The organism is Embleya sp. NPDC005971, assembly GCF_040629175.1.
Taxonomy (GTDB): domain Bacteria; phylum Actinomycetota; class Actinomycetes; order Streptomycetales; family Streptomycetaceae; genus Embleya.
In genome coordinates, this window is record NZ_JBEXUX010000015.1 from 97,737 (window position 1) to 121,463 (window position 23,727).

The following is a 23,727-nucleotide window of genomic DNA, read 5'->3' on the forward strand; positions in this document are numbered from 1 at the left end:
ACAACCATCGGTTCGCCGCCACCCACCCGGCCACCGACAGGGACCCCGACGGTGCGCGTCCCCACCCCGCACCGACCCACGAAGCCGACCCGCCCCAGCACGCGTGTGACGACGAACAGCCCCGCCGACAACCGCCCCGTCGCCCGAACCCCGAACCCCACCAGCACCCGGTCGAAGCCCCGTCGCGCCACCCCCACCACGACCGGCCCGGCGACCGGGAGCAGCCCGGCGACGCCCCCGGGCCCGCAGTCCCCGACAACCAGCCTCGCCGCGTTTTCCACAGGCTCACCCGCACCCTCGCGGCGGCACCACACACCGCGACCGTCCACACCACGGAACACGACCGGAGCACGCCGGCCGGCTCAGTACAGTGACGACATGTCCGACGCCCGCACGCCCGCCGCCGCGCCCCGCTGGACCTACCTCGGCCCTGCGGGCACCTTTACCGAGGCCGCCCTGCGCATGCTGCCGGGCGCGGAGCACGCCGAGGTCACCCCGATGGAGTCGGTGCCCGCCGCCCTGGACGCGGTCCGCCGCGGCGACGCCGACGGTGCGGTGGTCGCGCTGGAGAACTCGGTCGAGGGTGCCGTGTCCATCACGCTGGACGAACTGGCCACCGGCGCCCCGCTGGTGATCACCGCCGAGATCCTGCTGCCGATCGCCTTCGCGCTGCTGGTCCGTCCCGGGGTGACCCTGGCCGACATCAAGACCCTTTCCAGCCACTCGCACGCCCAGCCGCAGGTGCGCAACTGGCTCTCGACCAACCTGCCCGACGCGCACTGGTACTCGTCCGCGTCCAACGCCGACGCCGCCCGCCTGGTCCAGGAGGGTCGCTACGACGCGGCCCTGGCCGGCGAGTTCGCCGCCGGGCCCTACGGCCTGGTGCCGCTGATCACCGACATCCACGACGTCGAGGGCGCGGTCACCCGGTTCGTCCTGGTCGAGCGCCCGGACCGGCCCACCGTGCCCACCGGCGCCGACCGCACCACCGTGGTCGCGTACATCGTGGACGACCACCCGGGCGCGCTCCTGGAGATCCTCCAGGAGTTCGCCGTCCGCGGGGTCAACCTGACCCGGATCGAGTCACGGCCGACCGGGGACGGGCTCGGGCACTACTTCTTCTCGATGGACGCCGAGGGCCACGTCGCCGACGCCCGGGTCGGCGAGGCGCTGATGGGGCTGCGGCGGGTGTGCGCGGCGGTGCGCTTCCTCGGGTCCTACCCGCGCGCCGACCGGGTGCGTCCGCAATTGCGCCGGGGCACCTCGGACGCCGAGTTCGCCAACGCGAGCGAATGGCTGGCCCGCGCCCGCGGCGGTGGCGGGATCTGAATCGGTACGGCGCCGCCCCTCAGGGCACCCGCACCGTGAGCGAGCCGGGCCGGATCCGCACCGCGAGCCGGGTGCCGGGCCCGATCGCATCGCCGTCCAGCTCGCGCGGCTCCGGCCGATCGGTCTCGATCAGCACCCGTCGGCCGGTGAAGTGCTCGATCGGGCGCAGCCGTTGCTGCTTGACCGGCACCACGGCCGGCTCCTGGGAGCGGCGCCGGCCTATCACCCGGACCGTGGCGTGTGCCCAACCGGTCATCCCGTAAGGCGCGAACACCACCACGTCCAACAGCCCGTCGTCCGGCGCCGCTCCCGGCAACAACTGCATGCCGGCCTGGAGCGCGCCCACGTTGCCGACCAGCACCATCCGGGCCCGTCGCCGGATCGGCTCACCGTCGTCCACGGTCAGCGTCACCCGCATCCGCCGATCGCGCAGGTGCCGGGCACCGGAGACCACGTAGGCGGGCCAGCCGACCTTCTTCTTGAGCGCGTCCGGCGCGTCCGCGACCATCGCCGCGTCCAGCCCGATGCCGGCCATCGCGGTGAAGCAGCGCGGCTCGGTGCCCGCCGTGACGGCGAGTTCGTCGTCCGGGTCCACCGTGCCCAGGTCGATCCGCCGATCCCGCCCGTGCATCGCCACATGCAACGCGTCGGCGATGTCGATCGGCAGGCCCAGGTTGCGCGCGAGCAGGTTGCCGGTGCCCGCCGGGATCACCGCGAGCGGGGTGTCCGTACCGGCCAGCGCACCGGCGCACTCGCGGATCGTGCCGTCGCCGCCCGCCGCGATGACCAGGTCGACCCCCTCGGCCAACGCCTTCGCGGTCACCCCGGCGCCCGGATCGAGCACCGTCGTCTCCAGCCACAGCGGTTCGGCCCACCCGGCGTCGTACATGATCCGGTCGATCCGGGTGCGCGACTCGGCCACGTCGAGCTTGATCGGATTGACCACCAGCGCCGCCCGCGGCAGCCCGCCGTCGGCCCCCTGCGGGGCCTCGCGTCGCCGGGACCGATAGCCCCAGACCGACTTCGGGGACAGCAGGGCGCGGTTCATCACCACCAGCACGACGCTCGCGTACACCATCGACAGCAGCACGTCGCTGGGGTGGTGCATGCCGCGGTACATCCGGCTCCCGGCCACCGCGAGCGGTATCGCGCCGAGCAACACCCAGACCAGGACCGCCGGCCGGCGCCCGCGCAGCCGACCGGTGAGCAGCACCGCCAGCCCGCCGTACAGCGCGAACGCCGCGCCGGTGTGCCCGAACGGGAAGCTCGACGTCGCGGCGGCCGCGTCCAGGCGCGGGACGTCCGGGCGATCGCGCGCGACGAAGAGCTGGACGAGGAAGAACACCAGCGCCTGCCCGGCCACCGAACAGGCCAGGAACATCGGACCGCGCCAGGAGTGGCCGACGATGCGGGCCACCACGACCGCGAGCAGCGTGGTGGCGATGATCACACGGGTGTCGGCCAGTGTGGAGAACAACCGCGTGACGTCGTTCCAGCCGCCCGAACGATGCTCGGCGAAGGTGCGATCGAGGTCGTCCTCGACGGTGAACGGCCAGACGCCGTCGAGGGTCTTGGTGATCAGCAGACCGAGGCCGACCATGACGAACGTCAATATCGCGAGGGGCAGGACGATACGGCGCAGGAACCGTCCTGCTTCGGTGAGCATGACCGACATTCTTACCCGGCCGTGCTTCCTTCAGTTCCGCCGATCCGAGGAGTGCCCGTCGGTTCCGGGTCGAATGTGTGAAATCTCCGGATCGAGGTCGTGCCCCTCGATCTCCGGTTCCAGGCCCTCCTCGGTCGCGTCCACGTCCCGTAGACCGGCGTCGCGGCGCCACCATTCGAAGACCGCGGAGGTCGCGGCGAGCACGATCAGGCCGAGCACCCAGCCACCGACCACGTCCGTGACGTAGTGCACGCCGAGCGCGACCCGGGTGAAGCCGACGCCGATCGCCGAGCCGATCGCGACCACCCAGGCGATCGGCCGATACACCCGAGGTATCAGCGGCAACAGCGCCAGCAGCAGCACCCCCGGGCCGACCACACCCATCAGCGCGTGCCCGGACGGGAAGGACCAGCCGCCTGCGTGGTCGACCGGGTTGGGCAGATTCGGCCGGGCCCGGGTGAAGACGAGCTTGAGCCCCGCACCGAGCAGGCCGCCGATCACCATGGTGGCCACCGCCCACACCACCAGTCGGCGGGCGCCGCGCCACCAGAGCCAGACGCACATGACGGCGACCAGCAGCCGGTACATGTTCGGATCCCAGACCCAGTCGCTGAGGATCCGCAGCGCGTGTTGCCAGTCGGGATGTTCGCGGACCCAGTCGTTGAGGCCGGTCGCGACGTCCTTGTCCAGGTCGAGCAACGGCGACCACTTGGTCTCCACCAGCAGCGCGAGCAGCCCGAACGGCACGGCGCCCACCAGCAGCGCGAGGGCGACCAGGGTCAGCCTGAGGCCGAATCGCCGGTCCGGGTCGAGGCGCTTCCTGGTCCAGGTGGGAGTGCTCATCTCTCATTCTTAGCCCGGATTCGGGCCGGCACGTGTGTTTGCGGGTGGTCGGCTTCGTCGCACTCGCGAAATCCGTTGGCGGGGCCCCGGTAGGCTTTGGCCGTGATCGACCTGCGACTGCTCCGTGAGGATCCCGACCGTGTCCGCGCTTCGCAGCGCGCCCGCGGCGAGGACGAGACCATCGTCGACGCGCTGCTCGCCGCGGACGAGCTCCGCCGCTCGTCCGGTTCCCGGTTCGACGCGCTGCGCAACGAGCAGAAGTCGATGGGCAAGCAGGTCTCCAAGGCCAAGGGCGACGAGCGGCAGGAGCTGCTGACCCGGGCCCAGGCGCTGGCCGCCGAGGTCAAGACCGCGGACGCGGAGCAGGCCGAGGCCAAGGCCGAGACCGACCGACTGCTCAAGGCGCTGGCCAACCTGATCGACCCGGACGCGCCGGTCGGTGGCGAAGAGGACTTCGTCACGCTCGAGGAGATCGGCACGCCGCGCGATTTCGCGGCCGAGGGCTTCGAGCCGCGCGACCACGTCGAGCTGGGTCGGATGCTCAAGGCGATCGACGTCGAGCGGGCCGCGAAGGTGTCCGGCTCGCGCTTCTACTACCTCACCGGCGTCGGCGCGCTGCTCGAACTCGCGCTGGTCAACATGGCCATCGCGCAGGCGACCGAGGCCGGCTTCACGCCGATGTTGACGCCCGCCCTGGTGCGTCCGCACGCGATGGAGGGCACCGGCTTCCTCGGCCAGGCCGCGGAGAACGTGTTCCACCTGGAGGCCGACGACTACTACCTCGTGGGCACCGCCGAGGTGCCGCTCGCGGCGTACCACATGGACGAGATCATCCCGGCCGCCGAACTGCCGCTGCGCTACGCGGGCTTCTCGCCGTGCTTCCGCCGCGAGGCGGGCACCTACGGCAAGGACACGCGCGGCATCATCCGGGTGCACCAGTTCGACAAGGTGGAGATGTTCTGCTTCGTCGCGCCGGAGGAGGCCGAGGCGGAGCACCGGCGCCTGGTGGCGTGGGAGAAGGAGTTCCTGAACCGGCTCGAACTGCCGTACCGGGTGATCGACGTCGCGTCCGGCGACCTCGGCGCCTCGGCCGCGCGCAAGTTCGACATCGAGGCGTGGATCCCGACCCAGGGCAAGTACCGCGAGGTCACCTCGACCTCGAACTGCACCGAGTTCCAGGCCCGCCGGCTTCAGGTGCGGATGCGCGACGAGCAGGGCACCCGCCCGCTGGCCACGCTCAACGGCACGCTGTGCGCGGTGCCGCGCACGATCGTGGCGATCCTGGAGAACCACCAGCAGCCGGACGGCTCGGTGGTCGTGCCGGCGGCGCTGCGTCCGTTCCTCGGCGGCCGTGAGGTGCTGGAACCGGTGCAGGCGTGACCTTCTCGCTGGTCGCCACCGACCTGGACGGCACGCTCCTGCGCGAGGACCACACCGTCTCGGCGCGCAACCGTGCGGCGCTGGCCCGGGTCACCGCGGCCGGTGCGAAGCACGTGATAGTGACCGGGCGCGCGGTGTCCTGGACGCGTCCGGTGTTCGAGGCGTTGGGCTACCGGGGGCTCGCGGTGTGCGGGCAGGGCGCGCAGGTCTACCACGCGGGCGAGCAGCGGCTGCTCACGTCGGTCACGCTGGACCGGGCACTGGCCAGGCTGGCCACCGAGCGGTTGACCGAGGAACTGGGCGACGTACGGTTCGCGGTCAGCCGGGACGGGTTGACCGGCGAGGTCGCGGTGGAGCGCGGTTATCCGTACAACCCGGTGTTGCCGGTGCACGTGCTCCGTGACCGCGACGAGCTGTGGTCGGAGCCGATCCTCAAGCTCTACCTGCACCACGACGACTACGACGACGACCGGCTGACTGCGTGCGCCCGCAAGATCTGCGCCGGTCTGGTGGACGTCACGCATGCCGGCACGAACATCGTCGAGTTGTTGCCGCTGGGCCTGAGCAAGGCGGTCGGCCTGTCCCTGGCCGCGCGCAGGCTGGGCGTCAAGGCCGCCGACACCATCGCGTTCGGCGACATGCCCAACGACGTCACCATGTTCAAGTGGGCCGCCCACGGCGTGGCCATGGCCAACGCCCACACCGAACTGCTCGCCGTCGCGGACGAGGTGACCCTGTCCAACATGGACGACGGCGTCGCGGTGGTCCTGGAGCGGCTGTTCCCGGCCTGAGTCAGCCGACGGGTGGCCCGGCGGGCACCGAAACCTCCCGCGCCACGCGCACGTGGATCGGCCGCGAGGCGCCCACCCCGCAGACCAGCGCGCACCCGGACAACACCAGCATCAGCACGATCGGCACCGTCCACCCGCCCGTGGCCTGGTGCAGCGCCCCGGCGGCCAACGGCCCGAACGCGGCGAGCACGTAGCCGACCGCCTGCGCCATCCCGGACAATTGCGCGGCCGTGTTCGGATCCGGCGAGCGCAGCACGATCAGGGTCAGCGCGAGCGACACCGCGGCGCCCTGGCCCAAGCCCAGGATGGCCGCCCACGCCCACGCCCCGCCGGTGGGCGCGACCATCAGCCCCACATAGCCGACCACGATCAGGCCGACCGAGCCGAACACCAGCGGGCTCTGGTTGCGCATCCGACCGGCCAGGATCGACCCGACGAACGAGGCCGGGATCTGCACGAACGTGCTGAACGCGAAGATCGTCGCCGCGGTGCCCTTGCTCATCCCGTTGTCGGTGAGGATGGTCGGCATCCAGGCGAGCAGTACGTAGAACAGCAACGACTGCAGGCCCATGAAGCCGGTCACCAGCCAGGCCAACGACGACTTCCACAGGCCCGGCACGTGCGGCATCGCGGCCGGGACACTCCCGCGCCGGCGGCGCACGTGCGGCAGCCAGACGGCCACCGCCACGAAGGCCAGGAGCGCCCAGACGCCGAGCGCCGGCTGCCAGCCGTGTCCGATGGTGTTCTCCAGCGGCACGGTCGCACCCGCCGACACGGCGGCGCCGAACACCATGGCGGCGCTGTACACGCCGATCATCGCCGCCGCCCGGTGCGGGAACTCGCGCTTGACCACGCCCGGCATCAGCACGTTGAGCACCGCGATCCCGGAACCGACCAGCGCGCCGCCCGCGAACAGCGCGGTCAGGTCCGGAACCACGCGCAGCAGGATGCCGAGGCCGACCACGACCAGCGCACCGAGCAGCACGAGTTCGGTGCCGTACCGGCGGGCCGCGATCGGCGCGAGCGGCGAGATCAGGCCCAGGAACAGCACCGGTATCGCGGTGATCAGGCTGCCCGTGGTCGCGGACAGATGGAACACCTCGCGCAGTTCGCCCACCAGTGGGGACACGCTGGAGAGCCCGGCCCGCATGTTGAGCGCGATCAGCACGATGCCGGCGAGCAACAACGCGCCACCGGTCGCCCGGGCGGTGCCGCCGGCGACCTTGCCGGTCGGGGGTATGCGCAGCTCGGTCGTGCTCATGCGTCGTGCTCCCTGCGGTGGTGCTTCGTCGGGTCGTGCAGCAGTGCGTCGAGGGCGAACACGGCGGGTTCGAGGATGCGGCGCACGGCCGACTCGGCCGCGTCCGGATCGGCGGCCTCGATCGCCTCGGCCAGCGCCACGTGCAGGCCGTGCGACGCGTCCGGGAGGGTGCCGTCGCCGACCACCGTGCGAATGGCGCGCCACAACGAGTCGCTGAACCAGCGGTAGGTGGCGACCATCGCCGAGTTGTGCGACGCGATCGCGATCGCGGTGTGGAAGGCCACGTCCTGTTCGACCAGGTCGTCCAGCTCGCCCTCGGCCGGCTCGCCCCGGTCGAAGTCGTGCGGCTCCGGGCTGTCCGCGCTGCCGTCCGCCGCGCCGCGACGGATCAGTGCGCGGCGGATCCGGTCCAGGTCCTCGGCGGTGCGGCGCTGGGCGGCGAGCCGGGCGGCCTCCACGTCCAGCGCACGGCGCATCTCGAAGATGTCCCGCAGGTCGGCGTGCTCGATCCGGCGGACCAGGTCGCCGGGGTCGGTGGTGGAGCGTACGTAGGTCCCGTCGCCCTGGCGCGACTCCAGCATCCCGGCGTGCACGAGCACGCGGATGGCCTCGCGCACGGTGTTCCGACCGACCCGCAGCCGTTCGGCGATCACGCTCTCGCTGGGAATGCGCGCGCCGACCGGCCAGGTGCCGGCGGTCAGTTGGGCGCGGAGCTGATCGATCGCATCGTCGACGAGGGAACGTCTACCGGCTGCCTGGAGCGACATGGACTCTCCCGAATTCGTGGGGTTGCCCAGTCATCCTACAAGTAGCTGCACAATGCATGCACCGGGGATCGCTCAGCGGCCCGTCGTCGCCGGGACGATCCGGAAGTCCCGCCGGAAGACCAGGTTGTGCAGGTCCGCGGCGGCGATCGCGCGCAGCGTGGGCAGTTCCTCGGCGGCGTCCTCGGGAGTGAACACGTTCAGCGGCCAGTCGCCGACCGTGCCGCCGCGCAGGTGCGGGTGGTGGAAACCGGCGCCGTAGTACGCCCGCAGGAGGATCGGCGCGAGGCCGGCCGCGCGTTGTCGCGGCCAGGACAGCTCCCAGACCGCCTCCAGGCCGCCGTCCCGCGCGGGTCGCACGCCGGTGGCGGTGCACTCGCCGGTGCCCAGCAGCAGATCGTGGTCCAGGTCCGCCAGGGCCCGGCGGGCGTGCGGGTCGAGCAGCGCGACGGCCGCGCGGAACAGCGCCTCCTTGTCCGCACGCGAGACCGCGTCGCCGTGGGTGCCATCGCGCAGGTCCGCGAAGTGCCGAAGCAGAGCGCCGTTGTTCATCGGTTCCTCCGGGTGGGTCGGGCCGCGTGGTGGGTCGCCGCGTACGCGGTGCCCAGGCGGTGTCGAAAGCTCGGGTCGGTCAGGAAGGCGCCGTGGCCGGTGCCGGCGGGTTCGTGCAGTTCGACCGGGACACCGGCGGCGCGCAGTCGTCGGGCGTGGTCGCGCACGTCGTCCACGACCGGGTCCAACGCGCCGGCCGCGAGGATCGCGGGGGCGACCCCGGCGAGGTCGGCGGCCTCGCGCGGGGTGCTGTACAGCGCTCGCGCGCCGACGGCGGCCGGGTGAACCGACGCCTGTCCCCGGTACGCCCGCCAGGCCGAGCCGAGCGCGGCCCGGGACGGGAAGGCGGTGGGTCGGCTGCGGTAGGACTCGGCGCGGCGGTCCGGGTCGATCGGCGGGTAGGCGAGCAGTTGCGCGGTGAGCGGCCGGCCCCGGTCGCGCCGGACCAGTGCGGCGCAGGCGGCGATCGTGGCGCCCGCGCTGTCCCCACCGACCGAGAGCGGCTCGGCGCCGACCCGGTCACCGGCCCAGTCCAGCACGGTGAGCAGGTCGAGCAGGGCGGCGGGGTGCGGGTGTTCGGGGGCCAACCGGTAGTCGACGCCGACCACCGTGGTCGAGGCGACCCGGGCCAGGTGGGCCAGCGCGGGCGCCCAGTCCTCGGTGCCCCCCGAGTGCCAACTCCCGCCGTGCGCCCAGACCAGGAGGCCGGCCGTGCCGGGGCCGCCGGCGAAGATCCGGACCGGGACGTCGTGGTCGGCACCGGGCAGGGTGATCGCCGGCGGCAGGGTGTCGAAGGCGGCGTGGGTCGCGGTCATGACGGATCTCCTCGGTCTGCTCGGCGGCACTGGGTCGAGACTCGCCCGGCCATCGCTCAGGTGGCCGAGCGCCCGGTCCGACGCGGGGCCAGGAACAGGCCCGCCAGCAGCGCGCCGAGCAGGACCAGGGCCGAGTCGACCAGGATCGCCACGCCGACCCCGGACAGGACCGCGTCGGGTCCGGTGCTGCCGAGCGAGTTCATCCGCGCGGTGGCGATCGCGCTCATGATCGGGATGCCCATCGTGATGCCCACCTGCTGGGTCATCGTGGCCAGACCGGTGGCCAGGCCCTGTTCGTCGTCCGGCAGGCCGGAGGTCGCGGTGATCATGAAGCCGACGATCATCAGCATGTTGCCCACACCGCCGACGAAGGTCGCCGCGAGCAGCAGCCAGATCCAGCCGCCCGAGCTGCCCAGGGCGACCAGCGACACGGTGGCCAGGGCCTGGACCACGCCGCCGGCGACGATCGTGGTGCGGGTGCCGAACCGGCCCACCACCCGGCCGCCGAGGGTGCCGCCGAGGACCGTGCCGATGCCCAGCACGCCGAAGGCGAGCCCGGTGGCCAGCGGCGAGTAGTCCAGGACCTCCTGGAGGTAGAGCGTGAGCAGGAAGACCAGCGAGGTCTCGGTCACGAACGCGATCAGACCGGTGAGGTTGCCCCACAACACCGAGCGGCGCTTCATGATGCCGACCGGGACCAGCGGCGAGGCGGCGCGGCGCTCGATGAACCAGAAGGCGACCAGGAGCACGACGCCGGCGACCAGCGAGCCGAGCGTGCCGGCCTCGCCCCAGCCCTCGGCGCCCGCCTGGGTCAACCCGAAGACCAGGGCCAGCAGGCCGCCGGTGACCGCGATCGCACCGGGCACGTCGAGCCTGGGCCGGTGGGTCGGCCGGGCGTCGGTGATCACCGACGGCGCGAGAATCAACACCAACGCGGCCACCGGCACGTTGACGAAGAAGGCCCAGCGCCAGGACAACATGTCGGTGAGCAGGCCGCCCAGCACCGCGCCCGCGGTGAATCCGGCCGACATCAGCGCGCCGTTCAGGCCCAGCGCCCGGTCCCGCAGCGGCCCTTCCCGGAAGGCGGTGGTCAACAACGACAGACCCGCCGGAGTCACCGCCGCGGTGGCCAGTCCCTGGAGCACCCGGGCGGTCAGCAACATCTCGGGCGACGTGGCGAAGCCGCCGAGCGCGGAGGAGGCGCCGAGCAGCGCCATCCCGCCCAGGAACAGTCGCTTGCGGCCGAACAGGTCCGCGACCCGGCCGAACAGCAGGGTGAAGCCGGCGGCGGTCAGCGCGAACGCGGTGGCCACCCATTGCAGGTTGTTCAGCGAGAAGCCGAGGCCCTCGCCGACCACGGGCAGGGCGACGTTCAGGATCGAGAAGTCCACCGCGATCATGAACTGGGCGCCGAGAAGGAGGGTGAGGATCAGCTTCTGCCGGCCGGTCATCGAGCTGCGCTCGGTGTCGGGTACGGCGGTGGGTGGGGCCGCGACCGGCCTGTCGGTGTGCTCGAGCGTGGACATGTGAATCTCCCGAGATGCTCTAACGGGTCTACTTTCCCGTTAAGATGCTCCGAAGGTAGCACGCTGGAACGACTTAATGGAACAGGAGTCCCGTTATGACCTCGGACGGTCTCGCCGGCGATCCCCCTCCCGGCTCCGCAGGCCATCCCCCGGCGCCGGGAGAGGGGCCGGCCGACCCCGGCACGGTCCGCCCCGGCGGGCGCACCGCCCGGGTCCGCGAGGCGGTGCTGCGCGCGGCCGGGGACGCCCTCGCCGAGCGCGGCTTCGCCGGCCTGGACCTGGCCGACGTCGCGCAGCGGGCCGAGGTCGGCAAGACCACCGTCTACCGACGCTGGGGCAGCACCACCGCGCTCGTCGCCGAGCTGCTCGTGGACATGGCCGAGAGCTCGGTCGCGCGCACCGAGACCGGCTCACTGCTCGGCGATCTGCGGGCCAACGCGCACCTGGTGCGCCGCACCCTCACCGACGAGCGGCAGGGCGCGCTGTTCAAGGCGGTGATCGCCGCGGCGACCTGCGACGCCCGCACCTCGGACGCGCTGCACGCGTTCTACGCCACCCGGATCAAGGAGTGGGCGCCGTGTGTGGAGGCCGCGATCACCCGCGGCGAGGCGCCGGCCGGAACGGACCCGCACGAGGTGATCCGGGCCGTGTCGGCGCCGCTGTACTACCGACTGCTGGCGAGCGGCGACCCATTGGACGAGGCGAGTGCGGAACTCGCCGCGACGGCCGCCGCCGCCGCGGCCCGGGCGGGGGCGTACGTGCGCTGACCGAACCGCGGCGCCGGCCCGTCGCGGGGTCGGCGCCGCGGGCACGTATGGTCGAGCGATGCGTTTGAGCACTGTGATCCTCCCGATCCACCGCTGGACCGAGGGCCGAAAGGTGTGGCGTCGCGCCGAAGACCTCGGGTTTCACGCCGCCTACACCTATGACCACCTGTCCTGGCGCAGCTTCCGCGAGCTTCCGTGGTTCGGGGCGGTACCCACCCTCACCGCCGCCGCGACGGCCACCGAGCGGCTGCGGCTGGGCACCATGGTCACCTCGCCCAACTTCCGCCACCCGGTCACCCTGGCCAAGGACCTCGCCGCCATCGACGACATCAGCGACGGCCGGTTGATCGCGGGCATCGGCGCCGGCGGCACCGGCTTCGACGCCACCGCGCTGGGCCAACGGTCGTGGTCCCCCCGCGAGCGGGCCGACCGGCTCGCCGAGTTCGTCCCGCTGATGGATCGCCTGCTCAGCGAACCGGCGGTGACCCAGGAGGGCACCTACTACACCGCGCACGACGTGCGGATGATCCCGGCCGGCCGGCAACAGCCCCGGGTGCCGATGTACATCGCGGCGACCGGTCCCCGAGGCATGCGCCTGACCGCACGGCACGGCGAGGGCTGGATCACCTACGGCGACCCCCGCGGCCCCAAGGACGTCTCGGCCCAGGACTGCCCGGCCGTGATCGCCGAACAGCTCGCCCGCCTCTCCGACGTCTGCGCGGCCGAGGGCCGCAAGCCCGACGAGTTGGCGAAGGTGCTGCTGCAGGGCTCGACCCTGGAGCGACCGCTGGACTCGCTGGACGCGTTCGTCGACTACGCGGGCCGCTACCGCGAGCTGGGTATCACCGAACTGGTGCTGCACTGGCCGGTGCCGGACTCCGTCTTCGCGGCCGACCCGGTCGTCTTCGAACGCATCGCCACCGAGGGACTGCGCCAACTCGACTGAGCGATCCGGTCCCGCGCACCGGGCGCCCGGACACCGCGCCCGGCCCCGTGGACCCGACGAATCGTTTCTGAGCGAGGATGTACCCGTGACGATCACGAATCGCCCACGCCTAGTGGCCACCGACCTCGACGGCACCATCGTGCGCGACGACGGGTCCATCTCCGAACGCACCCTCGCCGCGCTGGAACTGGTCGAGTCCGCCGGCGCCGAGGTGGTCTTCGTGACCGGCCGTCCACCGCGCTGGATGAACCGCGTCGCCGAGGTCACCGGCCATCACGGCCTGGCCATCTGCGGCAACGGCGCGGTCGTGTACGACCTGCGCGCCGAGCGGATCGTGGGCACCCACACGATGGACGTGACCGCCGCCCGCAAGGTCACCGAGCTGCTTCGCGAGGCGGTGCCGGACGTGTGCTTCGCGGTGGAGACCGAGACCGGGTTCATGCACGAGCCGGACTACCCCGCGGTGGAGCGCGACGTGTCGATCGTGCACGCGGTCGGCCCGGTCGAGGAACTGTTGACCGGGCCGGTGCTCAAGCTGCTCGCCCGGCACCACAGCCTGGACCCGGACGTGTTCCTCGCGCTGGCCCGCGAACGGGCGGGCGCGTACGCGGAATTCACCCACTCCTCGGCGATCGCCCTGGTGGAGATCAGCGCCTTGGGCATCAGCAAGGCCAGTACCCTGGCCTGGTTCTGCGCGCAGCGCGGGATCCGTACCGAGGACGTGGTGGCGTTCGGCGACATGCCCAACGATCTGCCGCTGTTGGCCTGGGCCGGACAGGCGTACGCGGTGGCCAACGCGCACCCCGACGTGCTGGCCGCGGTGGCTCGGCACACCGGCAGCAATCAGGAGGACGGCGTCGCCCAGGTCCTGGAAAAGTTGTTCGGCTGAGTCGGGCCGGCGCCGGTCGGTATCGGTGTACGCACCGGCCGACTCCTCGAACGCGTGACAACAAAAACACGCTTACGCGTGAAGGTTGCACAGTGTAGTTACTCGATTGCTTTCCGTGACATAGATTGGCGCCGTGTACACCCCCTCCCGGCCAGGGTCCCCACTGGCTGTGACGATCGACCGTTACCGGGTCGGCGAGGCTCTCTCGTTCCGGCCCATCGCCGAGGGCCTCCTCAACCGAGGCTACGAGGTCGTCACCACCAGGGGACGCTGGTTTCTCAAGCACTATCTGGACCAACGACCCGACACCATCCGCTTCCAGCACCACATCACCCAGCGGCTCGCCGTCTGCGGGATACCCGCGCTCCCGCCGGTGGCCGACCGGCGCGGGCGCACCGTGCTCACCTCGCGGGGCCGCTGGTTCGCGCTCTACCCCTGGGTGGAGGGCACCCACCGACGCGGCACCGAGCTCGACGCCCGGGGCTGTGCCCGGGTGGGTGCGCTGCTCGGCGGCGTGCACGTGACGTTGCCCAAGCTGCTCCCGCCTGTCCAACAACCGCTGCTGGTGCCCACCGCCGACCCGCACGAATCGTTGGCCACCGTCGAGCGCCTGCTCACCCGGATCCGCACCCGATCCGAGCCGAGCGCGTTCGACCGGCTCGCCGAACTGCGGCTGATCGAACGGCGCGCGATGTTGCTGCGGCACGCGCACCGACGGCCACGCGACCACGAGGCACCGCGCACCGGCTACGTGCACGGCGACTTCCACCCGCTGAACCTGCTGTATCAGGGCACCGAGCCGGTGGCGATCATCGACTGGGATCGGCTGGCGGCCCTGCCCGACACCGAGGAGCTGGTGCGGGCCGCGCTGATCTTCTTCACCGACCCGATCTCGGGCACCCTCGACCTCGATCGGGTCCGCGACTACGTGGCCGGCTACCGAGGCGTGGTCGACCCGGGACCCACCCAACTCGCCGCCGCCGTGCACCGACTGTGGTGGGAACGACTGAACGACTTCTGGATGCTCACCCGGCACTACCTCGAACACGACCCGCGCTGTGCCCCGCTGTTTCCCGCCTCCGCCGCACTGATCGTGTGGTGGACGATGGCCTACGACGAGGTCCTGAAGGCGTTCCTGGGCTGACGACCGACCCGGTACGCGAAAACCCGCGGGCGCCACGATTCGTGGCGCCCGCGGGTTCGCAGGCTCGGATCAGGGGGTCGTGCCGGTGCCCGGATTGCCCGGACCACTGCCACCGCCACCGACCGGGTCCGGCGGCTTCGTCCCGCCACCCTTGGTCGGTGTGGTGGACGTGGTCGGGCGCGTCGTCTCGGACGGCTTGGTCGGCGGTGGCGAGGTCGGCGGGTGCGTCTGGCCCGTGGTCGTCCCGCCCGGATCCCGCGTGTTGCCGAACGTCGGGTTCGAACGCCACGTCTGCGTCGGAGGGGACGTGACCGTACCCGACGTCGCCTTGCCCGCGTCGGGCTTGTTGCTCGTAGCCGGCTGGGCGACACCGTTGTCGCTCGTCGTGGCGGCGGGCGACTCCCGCTTCGTCGACGGACTGTCGCCGCCCCCGAACCCCTTGGCCAGGAACACCGCCCCGACCGCCACCAGGACCACCGCGAGCGCGGCCACCAGGAAGACCGGCAGCCTGCGCTTGGGCGGCGGGTCGTGCGGCAGGATCGGCAGCGGCCCGGTGCCGCCGTCGTTGGCGGACTGCCCGGGCAGCGTGCCGGTGCCGGGGTGCCCCGCGAGCGGCGGCATCGCGGCGGTGGCCTCGGCCGAGCCGGAGTGCGCCGAGCCCACCGCCGTACCCGCGGCGGCCTGGCTCCACGAACCGAACTCGGGCCGCGGCGCCTGCTGGGTCGGCACCCGCGGCGGAACCGCGACCGAGACCTGCTGACCGGCCAGCGCCCGGCGGATGTCCATCCGCATCTCGTCGGCGGTCTGGTACCGGTCGTCGGGGTTCTTCGCCAGCGCCTTCAACGCGATCGCGTCCAGGTGCGGAGGCACCCGCGGATCCATCATCGACGGCGGCCGGGGATCGTCCTGGACGTGCTGATACACCACCGACAGCGGCGTATCGCCGTTGAACGGCGGGCGCAGGGCCAGCAGTTCGTAGAGCAGGCAACCGCTGGAGTACAGGTCGCTGCGCGCGTCGACGGTCCGGCCCAGGGCCTGCTCCGGCGACAGGTACTGCGGCGTGCCCATGACCATGCCGGTCTGGGTCATCGTGGTCGCCGCGCTGTGCATCGCGCGGGCGATGCCGAAGTCCATCACCTTGACCGCGCCCGAGTTGGTGATGATCACGTTCGCGGGCTTGATGTCGCGGTGGATGATGCCGTGCCGGTGGCTGTACTCGAGCGCCTCCAGGATGCCCTCGGTGACCCGCAGGGCCTGCTCCAGCGGTATCGGGTTGCCCTCGCCGAGCAGTTCGCGCACCGTGCGGCCCTCGACGCACTCCATCACGATGAACGGCACCAGCTCTTCGCCGACCCGGTCCTCGCCCGTGTCGTAGACCGACACGATCGCGGGATGGTTCAGCGACGCCGCGTTCTGCGCCTCGCGGCCGAAACGCGAGCGGGCCACCGGGTCCTGCGCGAGGTCCGGGCGCAGCGTCTTGACCGCGACCGTGCGGCCCAGCCGTACGTCGTGGGCCATCAACACCTCGGCCATGCCGCCGCGACCGAGCTGGCGACCGAGTTCGTAGCGGCCGGATCCGACCGTCTTCACCTGTGTGCCGGACGCCTCGTGCTCGTCCGGTCCCTGCGGCGGGGTCATCGCTCCTCGCCCTGTGCGTCGGGGCGGCCCGCCCGGGGCCGCCGAACTGGGGCGATGGAGTCCGCCGCGTGCAGATCGGAGCGGAAAACACCACGGGAGCGGGGGAGCACGACGGTTCCAACGATCGGCCGGCCACAAAGGCACGCCGACTCGGACGTCAGGGTGGTGGCCGGGGACTCGGCGATCATCCTCGGCAGTCCCCTCACGTGGCGCCCGGGGGTGAACCCGCGCCGAAGTGCAGATGAAATGTGGTGCTTCCTCGGTTCAAGTCCCGAAACGATACCGGGATCGGTGGTACTCCCGGGTGAAGAGCCCATGGTAACGGGATTCCGGCACCCCGGCCGATGCCTTGGGCGGCTGCCGGCACCGGACCGCGCGATCGTGCCCGTCGCGAATCAGCGCAACATCAGGATCGACGCGAGCACGGCCAGCACACCCAGCACGGTCGCCGCGAACGCGGCACCCGCACCGCTCCTGCGACCGTAGGCTCCCGGCGCACTGTGCGCGCCCGCCGAGCGGGCCCTGGGCCCGAACCCGGACAACATCCGCACCCACGGCGGACCGCCGCCCGGCGGCCGCGTCGGCCGCTGCCCCATCGGCCCCGCCGACATCGCCGGTGCCGGCGGTCCCGGCGGCGGCGCCGGGACGCCGGCCCCGTAGAGCACCGAATCCCACACGTCCGCGGGCAGGATCCGGCGCACCGACTCGCGCATCCGCCCGGCGGTGTCGAAGCGCAGACGCGGGTCCTTGCGCAGCGCGTGCAACACCAGATCGTCCACCGCGCCGGGCACGTCGGGCCGGTACGCGGAGGGCGGGGTCGGCTCCTCGCGCATGTGCCGATACGCGATGTGCACGGCCGTACCGCCGTCGAACGGCGGCACCCCGACCAGCAGTTCGTGCAGCAGGCAGCCCACCGAATACAGGTCGCTGCGGGTGGACGCGGGATGGCCGAACGCCTGTTCGGGGGAGAAGTACTGCGGGGTGCCCATGATCCGACCGGGGTCGGTGAGCGCACCGTCGGTGACGAACAGCGCGCGGGCGATGCCGAAGTCCATCACCTTGACCTCGCCGCTCGGCGTGATCATCACGTTGACCGGCTTGATGTCGCGGTGCACCAGGCCGCGGTCGTGGCTGTACTCCAGCGCGTCGAGCACCTTCGCGGTGATCGCCAGGGCACGCGGCCACGGCACCGGGCCGTGCGCCTCCAGCAGATCGCGCAGGGTCAGGCCCTGGATCAGCTCCATCACGATCCACGGCACCAGCACGCCGTCCTCACCGGGATCGGCGCCGGTGTCGAACACGGAGACGATCGTGGGGTGGTTCAGCGCGGCGGCGTGCTCGGCCTCGCGGGCGAAGCGCGAGCGCGCGACGGTGTCCTCGGCCAGGTCGCTGCGCAGGCGTTTGACCGCGACGATGCGATCGAGCAACAGATCGTGCGCCTCGTGCACGACGGCCATGCCGCCACCGCCGATCCGGCGCCCGGTGCGATATCGCCCACCGCCGAAGACACGCCCGCTCGCCCGAGCCGGGTCCCCCGAAACGGTCACCGTCAGGCCGCCCTCCACGCCGCACGACTCGCGCACGCCCTCGGCCCGAGTCGACCTACCGAAAAGCGCTCCCGTCGCATCGCCGACAGCCTGTCAGAGACACGACGAGAGCGCAGCGGGTCGGTGCCATCGCGCACCGACCCGGGGTACGCCCCTACCGGAACGCTAGAGGTAGGGACCCGACTGGGTGTGTGGCGGTTCGCCCTGACCGCCCGGAGCCATGCCGGGCGGCAACGCCCGGCGCATCGTCTCCAGTTGTGCGCGCGCCGCCATCTGCTGCGCGAACAGCGCGGTCTGGATGCCGTGGAACAGGCCCTCCAGCCAGCCCACCAACTGTGCCTGGGCGATCCGCAGCTCGGACTCGCTGGGCACCGAATCGTGGGTGAACGGCAACGAGAGCCGATCCAGCTCCTCCACCAGCTCCGGCGCGAGCCCCTTCTCCAGCTCCTTGATCGAGCTGGCGTGGATCTCCTTGAGGCGTACCCGGCTCGCCTCGTCGAGAGGAGCCGCGCGCACCTCCTCCAAAAGCTGCTTGATCATGCTGCCGATGCGCATGACCTTCGCGGGTTGTTCGACCATGTCGGTCACCGCGAGTTCACCGCCCTCTTCACCGAGGCCGCCGCCGAGCGCCATGCCATCCGGCCCGACGATCACCACCTGCGGGTTTTCACCATTCGCTTCGTTGTTCGGCGTATCCATACATCTCATCCTAGGAGCGCCGGAGGGTTATCCCGTCCTGCTGCGCACCACCGCGCGCGATCGTGTCAAAAGCGCCGCGAGCAGGGCCGCGAGGATCGGCAGCACGATCAGCGCGAGACCCATCCGGGTCCATGGAATCACCAGTTCGGGAGCATGCAGCCGGCTCTTCGCGTCGGCCGGCATCGCGTCCCACAGCGCCGACTTCTGTCCTCGCCGCACGACCACCCCCGCCAGCACCCCGGCCGCCAGCCCCAGCGCGGTGCCCAGCAACGCGATCACCCCGCTCTGGAAGGCGGACAACCGGCGCCGCACGCTCGGCGGCGCGCCCACCGCGCCCAGGGTGGCCAGATCCTTCTGCGCGTCGGCCAGGGCCAGTCCGGTGGCCACGCCGGACGCGCCGACCGTGATCACCAGCGCGAACACCGCGAGCAGCAACATGCGCGCGTCGCTCGTCGGCTGGAAGCCCCGCTCGACGAAGACGAAGCTCTGTTCGGAGACCTTGGCCACCTGGTCCTCCAGCCGCTGCTTCTGCACGTCCGAGGGCGAACGCCCGGCGTCGTAGACCAGACCGGCCGGCTCGACCGCGGCCCCGAGCACCCGAGCCGCCTCGGGCGAGGCGAACATGCCCGACAGACCGAAGGGGCCTCGCACCGCCACGGCGGGCAGCCGGACACCGGGCGCATCCGCTGGAACCCGGTTCGGGGAGGACGGCCGGACCGGTCCGGTGACGACGAACGTCTCCTGCGCCTTGACCTCGACCATGCCGTCCGGCCCGACGTATCCGTCCTCGAACAGCACGACCCCGCCCCGGGACAACACCTCCACGGCGCGCGGGTCGTCCGCGCCGGTCAGCATGCGCAGCAGACTCGCGTCCCCGACGACCGATTGGAAGAAGCCGTTCTGGGACCGCGTCTCCAGCCGGCATCGCGGATCGTCGCGCCACCGCTGCCCGTCCTCGCCGCTGCGGGCCGGGCAGCGGGCCTCGGGCAACTTCTCCGGCCGATAGGTGACGCACCGGCCCGCACCCGTACAGGGAGCGCCCACGGTGCCCAACACGCCGCCCTTCGCGTCGGGCAGGATCCGCTCCACGGCCTGCCGGACGTCCTCGGCCTGTGCGGCACTCACCCCCGTCTCACCCGGTATCCCGCTCATCGGTATCCGCCCGGGGAAGCCGATCAACACGTGGTTCTCCCGGGCATTGGGGTGGTACTTGTTGCGCTCGTCCGCGTTCTCGCTCGACCAGACCACCGCGATCACCACCGAACCCGCCACCGCGGCCATCACCGCGGCCATCGCGGGCGCGCTGCGCGGACGACTGCGGGCCGCGTCGCGCAGCGCCAACCGGGGTGTCAGCGGCAGGAATCGACCGAGCCTGGCCGTCGCACCGATCAGCGCCGGACAACACGCGACCAGGCCCAGTTCGGCCGCCACCACCCCGGCGATGATGATCGTGTCGTCCGCCCGATCCGCGCCGAACAACGCGACGCCGACCCCGAGCGCGGTGACCGCGGCCCCGATGAGCGGCAACACGCGCGAGCCGCGCCGCACCCCCCGACGCCCGGTCAACGAAGCGGCGATGTCCTCGCGGGAGGCCAGATAGGCCGGGACGAGCGCGGCGAGCACACCGACGGTGACGCCCACCGCCCCGATGCCGAGCAACTCCGGCGCTCGCACGTCGTAGCGACCGGACAGCGCGCCGGAGCGCTCGGCGATCCGCGTCCGGATCGCCGCCGCGACGCCCAGGCCCACCGCTGTGCCGAGCACGGCGCCGACCACGCCCAGGACCAGCCCGCCGCCGAGCACCACCGCGCCGATGTGCCGACGGCCGCCACCTGCAACCCCGATCAGCCCGAGTTCGCGTCGCTTGCGGCGGGCACCCACCGCGAAGGCCGGGCCGGCGAGCAGGATCATCTCCAGCAGACCCAGGCCCAGGCCGATGCCGCCGAGCCTGAGGGCCCGCGAGTCGGCCCACTGGCGCGGGCTGTCGAAGGTCCAATCCGCCCTGGCCGGCGGGTCCCGCAACACCGCGGCGGATCTGATCAACAGACCCTGCCGGTTGGCGGCCGACACCTTGGACCACGGCATGCCGCCCTGGACCCGGATCAGCGTGAAGTTGTCCATGCCGAAGACCCTGATCGCGCCCGGACGCGCGTGCATCTCGTCGATCAGGGCGCCCGGCGCGGCCATCACCAGGTGCTCGCGCAGGCGGCTCGGCAGCACGATCGTGCCGACGATGCGGAAGGTCTTGTTCGTGGTCTTCTCGGTCAGCGTGCCGCCGACCCGGTAGCCCGCGGATCGGCGCAACTCCTCGGTGACCACGACCTCGTCCGGGGCGCGGGGAGCCCGCCCCGCGCGTTGCACGACCATGCCCTTCGCGATCGGCGAGGTGTAGTCGAGTTCGCGGATCCGCACGTCGGTCCGGCCGTGCGCGGTGGACACCGCGCCGAAGGTGGAGCGGTCGACCAGCTTCTCGGTGACACCGGGGATCATCGAGGTCGGGTCGCGAGGCGGCGGCTCGGTCGGCTCCGCCTCGGCCTGCCCGGACCCGGCCGGTGGAAATTCCCCGTTCGCGTCCGCGGGCCGCCACTCGTCACCGGTCGGATCCTGGCGAATCGCGACCGAACGATTCCCGTTTTGGGAGTTCCCTCGCTCCGCGGTGTCCGACACCAGCGCGTCCGCCCGCCCCATCGAGCGGGAGATCACCTCGTCGGTGTCCAACTGCACGCTCCGCCAGGTCACATCGGCCGCGCTCATGCCCAGCACCGGGACCGCGATCATCGCGACGATCAGCGCGCTGCGGCCCTTGGCCCGCAGCGCGTCCCGACGGGCGATCCGCAGCGTCGCCCGCCACGAGCTCACGCTCATCGCGAACCGCCCCGGGACAGCAGCGACTCGGCGTCGGCCGAGGGGCCGGTGTCGTCCACGAGCCGACCGTCGCGCAGGAACACGATCCGGTCCGCCCAGGCCGCGTGCCGGGCCTCGTGGGTCACCAGGACCACCGCCGCGCCGGACTCGCAGCGCGCGCGTAACACCCGCAGCACCGCCTCGCCGGTGGTCGAGTCGAGCGCGCCGGTGGGCTCGTCGGCCAGCACCAACCGGCGCTCGCCCACCAAAGCCCGGGCTATCGCCACCCGTTGTTGTTGGCCGCCGGACATGTCGTCGGGAAATCGCTCGCCGAAGTGTTGCAGGCCGACCTCGGTCAGCGCCTCGTGCGCGGCCTGCCGGGCCCGGCGGGTCGACATGCCGTCGAGTTCGAGCGGCAGCGCGACGTTCTCCGCGGCGGTCAGCGCCGGCACCAGGTTGAGGTCCTGGAAGACGTAGCCGATGCTGCGTCTGCGCAGCGCGGCCATCCGGCGCCGATTGAGCCCGCCCAGCGGCCGGCCCTCGACCAGCACCTCGCCGTCGGTGGGCCGGTCCAGACCGCCCGCGAGCATCAACAGGGTCGACTTGCCCGAGCCGCTCGGTCCCATCACGGCGAGCATCTCGCCCGGTACGACGGCCAGATCCACCCCGGCCAGGGCTTCGACGCGGACGTCGCCCCGACCGTGGACGCGGCCCACCGACCGGAGTTCCAGTATCGGTTCCACAGTGCCCCCTGTAGCCGTGGTCATCGGCGCGCGCCGCGCCTGCGGACGGGTGTGGGCCGCTCGTCCGGCGCGGGCGCGGCCGGCTCCCGCTCGGCCGCCCGGCGGGCCAGCCGCGCCTCGCAGTGGTCGAGCCAGCGCACCTCGGCCTCCGCGTGGAAGATCAGTGATTCCAGGACGAGTTGCCACGCCATGTCGTCCTGGGCCGCGCGGGTCTTGAGCCGGGTGTAGTCCTGCAGCGCCCGCAGCGTGTGGGTGCGCTGTCCCTGGACCACCACCCCGACGTCGATGCCGGGCACGGTGACGGCCATCGCGAGCTTGATCGCGAGTTCGTCCCGCGGCGGGTTGGTCCGCGACACCGGCGCCTCGAACCACGCGCGCAGTTCGAGCCGACCTTCGTCGGTGATCCGGTAGAAGACGTGCCCTTCGTCGTCCTCGCCGTCCGGCGCGACCAGTCCGTCGCGGTCCAACCGGCCGAGTGTGGTGTAGACCTGACCGACGTTGAGCGGCCAGGTGGATCCGGTCCGGGCCTCGAACTCGCTCCGGAGCTGATAGCCGTAACGAGGGCCCTGATCGAGCAGTGCGAGCAGACCGTGCTTGATGGACATACCGAGTATGTATACCCGGTATGCTCGACGGCGCAAGACGGCACGCGGTCGGAAAGGTGGGTGCGAGGTGCCGGATCGGCCGGCGAACGGGCCAGTCGTCAGTTGTCGTTGGGGATTCCGACGCGGCAATTGAAGTCGAACGTGTACCGCTCGGTCTGCGCGTTGGCGACCGGTTGCAGGATCAGCAGTTGCACGACCCCGTTCACGTCGCCGAACAGTTGCGGCGGGATGCGCCAGGTGACCGCGATGCTCTGCTGGCGCGGGCCGCTGCCGGTGAAGTGCAGGATGTCCTGCGGATACACGAACACCTTCTCGTACACCCACTGGAAGACCACGTCCCCCGGGCCCGCCCCGTCCACGAGCACGGTCCCGAGGAACTCCACCTGATCGATGCCGTTGCAGCGCACCCAGGAGCCGTTCGCCCGGTCCGCGCCCAGCCGCACGTCGCTCACCCGGAACCGCTGGCCCAACGGCGGTGGCGGGGTCGGCGAGGCACCACCGGGGCCGGCCGTCGTGGGACCCCCGCTCGATCCGCCGGACGGTCCGCCCGGGGCCGAGGTGGCGGGCGGGTTGCCCGGTCGGTCGCCCGAGCCCGGGGAGTTCCCGGGCGGGGCGGTCACCGTCTCGGTCACCGTGACCGTGGGCACCGGGACCGGCTGCCCGTTCGTGGTCGGCGAACCGGCCGACGTGGGTGCGCCGCCGGTCGGCGCGGGGGTGCCCTCGATGCTCTGGTCCTGGGCGGGCAGTTGCGGCGGGATGTCCGCGGGTGTGGGTGCGGATCCGTTGTGGCGGGCCGGCATGCCGGGGCCGGAGCCGCAGATGTTGGTGAGCACCAGCAAGGTGATCAGGGTCAGCGCGATGATCGTCGGGCCCAGCGGTATGCGCCGGTGAAATCCGCCGATCGACCCCATCACGCCTCCTTCCCCACCACCGGTCGGACGTTCCCGGAAGGTACCGCCGCCTCGGGACGCGTCCTCG

General features: G+C 72.1%; 21 protein-coding genes. 7 read left to right on the forward strand and 14 right to left on the reverse strand.

Annotated elements, in window-relative coordinates:
- The first annotated feature begins 378 nt into the window (after positions 1-378).
- Positions 379-1,329, forward strand: a complete 951-nt coding sequence (gene pheA, locus ABZ374_RS15995) for a prephenate dehydratase (protein ID WP_360311223.1) — start codon at positions 379-381, stop codon at positions 1,327-1,329.
- A 19-nt stretch (positions 1,330-1,348) separates the two neighbouring features.
- Here the strand turns inward: pheA and ABZ374_RS16000 are convergent, their stop codons facing one another.
- A complete protein-coding gene (locus tag ABZ374_RS16000; protein ID WP_360311225.1) occupies positions 1,349-2,995 on the reverse strand; it encodes a diacylglycerol kinase family protein in 1,647 nt (548 codons plus the stop codon).
- Positions 2,996-3,025: 30 nt separating this feature from the next.
- Positions 3,026-3,838 carry a phosphatase PAP2 family protein gene (locus ABZ374_RS16005; protein WP_360311227.1) on the reverse strand — a complete coding sequence of 271 codons (813 nt, stop codon included), beginning with the start codon at positions 3,836-3,838 and terminating at the stop codon, positions 3,026-3,028.
- Positions 3,839-3,940: 102 nt separating this feature from the next.
- On the opposite strand from ABZ374_RS16005, the gene serS reads away from it, so the two are divergent.
- Together serS and ABZ374_RS16015 are read left to right on the forward strand one after the other, a co-directional pair.
- Positions 3,941-5,218 carry a serine--tRNA ligase gene (gene serS / locus ABZ374_RS16010; protein ID WP_360311229.1) on the forward strand — a complete coding sequence of 426 codons (1,278 nt, stop codon included), beginning with the start codon at positions 3,941-3,943 and terminating at the stop codon, positions 5,216-5,218.
- Entirely contained in the window at positions 5,215-6,009 is a 795-nt protein-coding gene (locus ABZ374_RS16015; protein ID WP_360311231.1) for an HAD family hydrolase, read from the forward strand. Before serS ends, ABZ374_RS16015 begins: the two co-directional genes overlap by 4 nt.
- A gap of 1 nt (position 6,010) precedes the next feature.
- On the opposite strand, the gene ABZ374_RS16020 is transcribed toward ABZ374_RS16015, so the two are convergent.
- From ABZ374_RS16020 to ABZ374_RS16040, 5 genes are all read right to left on the reverse strand, one after another.
- Positions 6,011-7,270 (reverse strand): MFS transporter, encoded by a 1,260-nt coding sequence (locus ABZ374_RS16020; protein WP_360311233.1) that lies wholly within the window; start codon positions 7,268-7,270, stop codon positions 6,011-6,013.
- Complete coding sequence (locus tag ABZ374_RS16025) at positions 7,267-8,037, reverse strand: FadR/GntR family transcriptional regulator (RefSeq protein ID WP_360311235.1); 771 nt, start codon at positions 8,035-8,037, stop codon at positions 7,267-7,269. The genes ABZ374_RS16020 and ABZ374_RS16025 overlap by 4 nt, the downstream gene beginning before the upstream one ends.
- A 72-nt stretch (positions 8,038-8,109) precedes the next feature.
- Positions 8,110-8,586, reverse strand: coding sequence for a hypothetical protein (locus ABZ374_RS16030; protein WP_360311237.1), 477 nt, complete (start codon positions 8,584-8,586; stop codon positions 8,110-8,112).
- Positions 8,583-9,401: an alpha/beta hydrolase fold domain-containing protein gene (locus tag ABZ374_RS16035; protein ID WP_360311239.1), complete on the reverse strand. Its 819-nt coding sequence runs from the start codon at positions 9,399-9,401 to the stop codon at positions 8,583-8,585. The genes ABZ374_RS16030 and ABZ374_RS16035 overlap by 4 nt, the downstream gene beginning before the upstream one ends.
- A gap of 56 nt (positions 9,402-9,457) precedes the next feature.
- Entirely contained in the window at positions 9,458-10,852 is a 1,395-nt protein-coding gene (locus tag ABZ374_RS16040; RefSeq protein WP_360311347.1) for an MFS transporter, read from the reverse strand.
- A gap of 170 nt (positions 10,853-11,022) precedes the next feature.
- Here ABZ374_RS16040 and ABZ374_RS16045 point away from each other — a divergent pair, with 170 nt between their 5' ends.
- The 4 genes from ABZ374_RS16045 (at position 11,023) to ABZ374_RS16060 (ending at position 14,673) form a co-directional block, all read left to right on the forward strand.
- Complete coding sequence (locus ABZ374_RS16045; RefSeq protein WP_360311241.1) at positions 11,023-11,694, forward strand: TetR/AcrR family transcriptional regulator; 672 nt, start codon at positions 11,023-11,025, stop codon at positions 11,692-11,694.
- 58 nt (positions 11,695-11,752) lie between these two features.
- Positions 11,753-12,640 (forward strand): LLM class flavin-dependent oxidoreductase, encoded by an 888-nt coding sequence (locus tag ABZ374_RS16050; protein WP_360311243.1) that lies wholly within the window; start codon positions 11,753-11,755, stop codon positions 12,638-12,640.
- Between the two features lie 85 nt (positions 12,641-12,725).
- The gene (locus tag ABZ374_RS16055) at positions 12,726-13,529 is read left to right on the forward strand and encodes an HAD-IIB family hydrolase (protein ID WP_360311245.1); all 804 of its coding nucleotides are present in this window, start codon (positions 12,726-12,728) and stop codon (positions 13,527-13,529) included.
- Between the two features lie 169 nt (positions 13,530-13,698).
- Positions 13,699-14,673 carry a phosphotransferase gene (locus ABZ374_RS16060; protein ID WP_360311247.1) on the forward strand — a complete coding sequence of 325 codons (975 nt, stop codon included), beginning with the start codon at positions 13,699-13,701 and terminating at the stop codon, positions 14,671-14,673.
- Positions 14,674-14,742: 69 nt separating this feature from the next.
- Here ABZ374_RS16060 and ABZ374_RS16065 read toward each other — a convergent pair whose 3' ends face one another.
- From ABZ374_RS16065 to ABZ374_RS16095, 7 genes are all read right to left on the reverse strand, one after another.
- On the reverse strand, positions 14,743-16,311 hold the full coding sequence (locus tag ABZ374_RS16065; RefSeq protein ID WP_360311249.1) for a protein kinase: 1,569 nt from the start codon (positions 16,309-16,311) through the stop codon (positions 14,743-14,745).
- Positions 16,312-16,706: 395 nt separating this feature from the next.
- Positions 16,707-17,858 (reverse strand): protein kinase, encoded by a 1,152-nt coding sequence (locus tag ABZ374_RS16070; protein WP_360311251.1) that lies wholly within the window; start codon positions 17,856-17,858, stop codon positions 16,707-16,709.
- 165 nt (positions 17,859-18,023) lie between these two features.
- Positions 18,024-18,557 carry a bacterial proteasome activator family protein gene (locus tag ABZ374_RS16075; protein ID WP_360311253.1) on the reverse strand — a complete coding sequence of 178 codons (534 nt, stop codon included), beginning with the start codon at positions 18,555-18,557 and terminating at the stop codon, positions 18,024-18,026.
- 27 nt (positions 18,558-18,584) lie between these two features.
- Complete coding sequence (locus ABZ374_RS16080; RefSeq protein ID WP_360311255.1) at positions 18,585-21,422, reverse strand: FtsX-like permease family protein; 2,838 nt, start codon at positions 21,420-21,422, stop codon at positions 18,585-18,587.
- Positions 21,419-22,168: an ABC transporter ATP-binding protein gene (locus ABZ374_RS16085; RefSeq protein ID WP_360311257.1), complete on the reverse strand. Its 750-nt coding sequence runs from the start codon at positions 22,166-22,168 to the stop codon at positions 21,419-21,421. The genes ABZ374_RS16080 and ABZ374_RS16085 overlap by 4 nt, the downstream gene beginning before the upstream one ends.
- The gene (locus ABZ374_RS16090) at positions 22,165-22,749 is read right to left on the reverse strand and encodes a PadR family transcriptional regulator (protein ID WP_360311259.1); all 585 of its coding nucleotides are present in this window, start codon (positions 22,747-22,749) and stop codon (positions 22,165-22,167) included. Before ABZ374_RS16090 ends, ABZ374_RS16085 begins: the two co-directional genes overlap by 4 nt.
- 98 nt (positions 22,750-22,847) lie before the next feature.
- Entirely contained in the window at positions 22,848-23,660 is an 813-nt protein-coding gene (locus ABZ374_RS16095) for a hypothetical protein (RefSeq protein ID WP_360311261.1), read from the reverse strand.
- Between the last annotated feature and the right edge of the window lie 67 nt (positions 23,661-23,727).

Coding starts and splice junctions, on each gene's coding strand:
- pheA (WP_360311223.1), top strand. CDS start 379: ATGTCCGACGCCCGCACGCCCGCCGCCGCGCCCCGCTGGACCTACCTC.
- ABZ374_RS16000 (WP_360311225.1), bottom strand. CDS start 2,995: ATGCTCACCGAAGCAGGACGGTTCCTGCGCCGTATCGTCCTGCCCCTC.
- ABZ374_RS16005 (WP_360311227.1), bottom strand. CDS start 3,838: ATGAGCACTCCCACCTGGACCAGGAAGCGCCTCGACCCGGACCGGCGA.
- ABZ374_RS16020 (WP_360311233.1), bottom strand. CDS start 7,270: ATGAGCACGACCGAGCTGCGCATACCCCCGACCGGCAAGGTCGCCGGC.
- ABZ374_RS16025 (WP_360311235.1), bottom strand. CDS start 8,037: ATGTCGCTCCAGGCAGCCGGTAGACGTTCCCTCGTCGACGATGCGATC.
- ABZ374_RS16030 (WP_360311237.1), bottom strand. CDS start 8,586: ATGAACAACGGCGCTCTGCTTCGGCACTTCGCGGACCTGCGCGATGGC.
- ABZ374_RS16035 (WP_360311239.1), bottom strand. CDS start 9,401: ATGACCGCGACCCACGCCGCCTTCGACACCCTGCCGCCGGCGATCACC.
- ABZ374_RS16040 (WP_360311347.1), bottom strand. CDS start 10,852: ATGACCGGCCGGCAGAAGCTGATCCTCACCCTCCTTCTCGGCGCCCAG.
- ABZ374_RS16045 (WP_360311241.1), top strand. CDS start 11,023: ATGACCTCGGACGGTCTCGCCGGCGATCCCCCTCCCGGCTCCGCAGGC.
- ABZ374_RS16050 (WP_360311243.1), top strand. CDS start 11,753: ATGCGTTTGAGCACTGTGATCCTCCCGATCCACCGCTGGACCGAGGGC.
- ABZ374_RS16065 (WP_360311249.1), bottom strand. CDS start 16,311: ATGACCCCGCCGCAGGGACCGGACGAGCACGAGGCGTCCGGCACACAG.
- ABZ374_RS16075 (WP_360311253.1), bottom strand. CDS start 18,557: ATGGATACGCCGAACAACGAAGCGAATGGTGAAAACCCGCAGGTGGTG.
- ABZ374_RS16080 (WP_360311255.1), bottom strand. CDS start 21,422: ATGAGCGTGAGCTCGTGGCGGGCGACGCTGCGGATCGCCCGTCGGGAC.
- ABZ374_RS16085 (WP_360311257.1), bottom strand. CDS start 22,168: ATGACCACGGCTACAGGGGGCACTGTGGAACCGATACTGGAACTCCGG.
- ABZ374_RS16090 (WP_360311259.1), bottom strand. CDS start 22,749: ATGTCCATCAAGCACGGTCTGCTCGCACTGCTCGATCAGGGCCCTCGT.
- ABZ374_RS16095 (WP_360311261.1), bottom strand. CDS start 23,660: ATGGGGTCGATCGGCGGATTTCACCGGCGCATACCGCTGGGCCCGACG.